The organism is Streptomyces sp. NPDC041129, from assembly GCF_055592265.1.
In genome coordinates this window covers 1-2,945 of the sequence record NZ_JBVIYV010000021.1, presented here as the reverse complement: position 1 = coordinate 2,945, position 2,945 = coordinate 1, and the positions used below count along the sequence as shown (strand labels likewise).

1 protein-coding gene is annotated in these 2,945 nt (G+C 71.1%); it reads left to right on the top strand.

What is annotated here, in order from left to right; translation table 11 throughout:
- Window positions 1–48: 48 nt before the first annotated feature.
- Window positions 49–2,945, top strand: a 2,897-nt coding sequence (locus tag ACZ6B1_RS34165) for a type I polyketide synthase (protein ID WP_468784650.1), incomplete at its 3' end; no start/stop codon positions are given.

Sequence of the window (2,945 nt, the reverse complement as noted above, 5' to 3'; positions counted from 1 at the left end):
TCCGGTGTTCCGGTGTCGTGGCGGGCGTGGTGTGTGGGTGGTCGGCTCGTGGACGTGCCGACGTATGCGTTTCAGCGTGATCGGTACTGGCTCACACCGGCCGTGCGGGCGACGGATGTGCGGTCGGCAGGTCTGGTCATGGCCGATCATCCGTTGCTGGGTGCGGTGGTGGCCTCGCCGGGTGCGTCCCAGGTGGTGTTGACGGGGCGGTTGTCGCGGTCCGGGCAGTCGTGGCTCGCTGAGCACGAGGTGTTCGGGCATGCGATGGTGCCCGGCTCGGTCCTGTTGGAGCTGGCGGTGCGGGCCGGTGACGAGGTCGGGTGCCCGGTGGTGCGGGAACTGGCGATGACGGCTCCCCTGCTCCTCCCCGAGCGCGGCGGAGTCCACGTGCACATCGTCGTGGGCGAGCCGGACGAGGCAGGGCACCGGGGTCTGGAGATTCACTCGCGCTCCGATGCCGTGGCGGCCGACGGTCAGGGGTGGATGCTGCACGCACAGGGCGTGCTGGCTCCGGCACCGTCCGCCGAGCAGGGATGGCCGGAGTCGCAGTGGCCGCCGGCCGGGGCAGAGGCGGTCGACGTGGAGACCGCCTACGAGGAACTCGCGCAGCAGGGCTACGGGTACGGGCCCGCGTTTCGTGGCGTGCATGCGGCCTGGCGACGCGGTGACGAGATCTTCGCCGAGGTGAGGGTTCCCTCCGGGACGGACGTGAGCGGGTTCGGGATACACCCGGCGCTCCTGGACGCGGTGGTCCACGCCCCACTCCTCACCGCTCACGACGGAGCTTCGGAGCTGGACGTCGTACGGGTTCCGTTCCTCTTCGAAGACGTGTCGCTGCATGCGGTCGGTGCTTCCTCCGTGCGGGTCCGGATCGCGCCTGCCGGGTCCGATGCCGTGTCGGTGCAGGTCGCCGATGAGAGTGGCGCCCTGGTGCTGGGGGTCGGCTCGCTCGTGACGCGGCCGGTGTCACCCGAAGCGCTGACTGCGGCAGCGGTGGCGGGCACGGCTGCGGACGGGCTGTTCGAGTTGGTGTGGTCGCCTGTCCCGATGCCGAAGCGGGGTACCGAGACGGCGGCGTACGCCGGTTGGGATCCGGACGCCGAGTCTGTGCCGCCTGTGGTGGTGTGGGAGTGGCCTGCTGAGGCCGGTGCCGATGTGGTGGCCTCGATGCACGACGGCGCGCATCAGGCGCTCGAAGTGCTTCAGTCCTGGCTGGCCTCACCCCAGTACGAGGGTTCCACGCTTGTGGTGGTGACCCGGGGTGCGGTCTGTCTCCCCGGTGAGGCTGTCATGGATGTGGCGGCGTCGGCGGTGTGGGGGTTGGTGCGCTCGGCGCAGTCGGAGAACCCCGGCCGGATCGTACTGGTGGACACTGACGATGAAGTCGACTCGCTAGTGGTGGAGTTCGGCGAGCAGCAGCTCGTGGTGCGGGATGGAGTCGTGCACGCGGCGCGTCTGATGCGTACCGGTCCGGCGGAGTCCGTCGAGACCGGGATCGGCGCGGAGGCCGCCGTGATCGTCACCGGTGGGACGGGTGGCGTCGGCGGTGTGCTGGCGCGGCGGTTGGTCGAGGCGCACGGGGCGGGTTGTGTCGTGCTGGCGTCTCGTCGGGGCGACGCTGCCGATGGTGTCGGCGAGTTGGTGGCTGATCTCCAAGCGGCCGGTGCGGTGGTTCGGGTCGTGTCCTGCGATGTCTCGGACCGAGCCGCGGTGGCGGGCCTGGTGGGTTCGGTGCCGGACGGCTTTGAGCTGCGTGGTGTGGTTCATGCGGCCGGTGTGCTGGACGACGGTGTGATCGGCTCGCTGACCCCCGAGCGCGTCGACCGGGTCCTGGCGGCGAAGGCGGACGCGGCCTGGTACCTGCACGAGGCCACCCGCGATCTGCCCCTGACCCTGTTCTCGGTCGTCTCGTCGCTGTCCGGAGTGCTGGGCGCCCCGGGGCAGGGCAACTACGCGGCGGCGAACACGTTCCTGGACGCACTGGCCGTGCACCGGCGCGGACTGGGACTCGCCGGACAGTCGGTCTCCTGGGGCCTGTGGGCCGGAGCCGGTGGCATGGGCGCCGGGCTCGCCGACGAGGGTGTGGCACGGCTGCGAGCCGGTGGCGTACGGCCGTTGAGCTCCGCGCAGGCCGTGGAGTTGTTCGACGCGGCGATGTCCGGCGGCGTGAGCCACGTGGTGGGTACGCGGTGGGACCTTCCCGTCCTGCGCCGCCTGGCCGGGGACGGTGAGTTGGCGCCGGTGCTGGGCGAGTTGGTTCCCACGGTCCGGCGCACCGCCGCGGCGGGGGAGTCCGTGTCGCAGTTGGTGTCCCGGCTGCGTGGCCTCGATCCGGCCGGCCGGCGCCGGCTGCTTACCGAGCTGGTGGCCGCGTCGGTGGCGGCGGTGCTGGGGTACGGCAGCGCCGAGGCCGTGGCAGCGACGGCCGCGTTCCGTGACCTGGGCCTGGACTCCCTCGGCGGTATCAACGTCCGCAACCGCCTCCAGACCGCGACCGGACTGAGCCTTCCCGCATCGCTGGTGTTCGACTATCCGACCGCGCAGGTACTGGCCGACCACCTCCTCGAGCGGTTGCTGCCAGGAGACACGGGAGCCGCGGCGGTCACGCCGGCGATCCCTTCCCCGGCGGCATCGGGGATGGACTCGGATCCGGTCGTGGTGGTGGGGATGGGATGCCGTTTTCCGGGCGGTGTGGTGTCTCCGGAGGGTCTGTGGGATCTGGTCCGCTCAGGCGGCGAGGGGATCGGTGAGTTTCCTGCGGATCGTGGCTGGGATGTGGAGGGGCTCTTCGATCCGGATCCCGATGCCTCAGGGAAGTCGTATGTGCGGCGGGGTGGGTTCCTGGCGGACGTGGCGGGCTTCGACGCCGGGTTCTTCGGGATTTCGCCGCGTGAGGCGGTGGCGATGGATCCGCAGCAGCGGTTGTTGCTGGAGGTGTGCTGGGA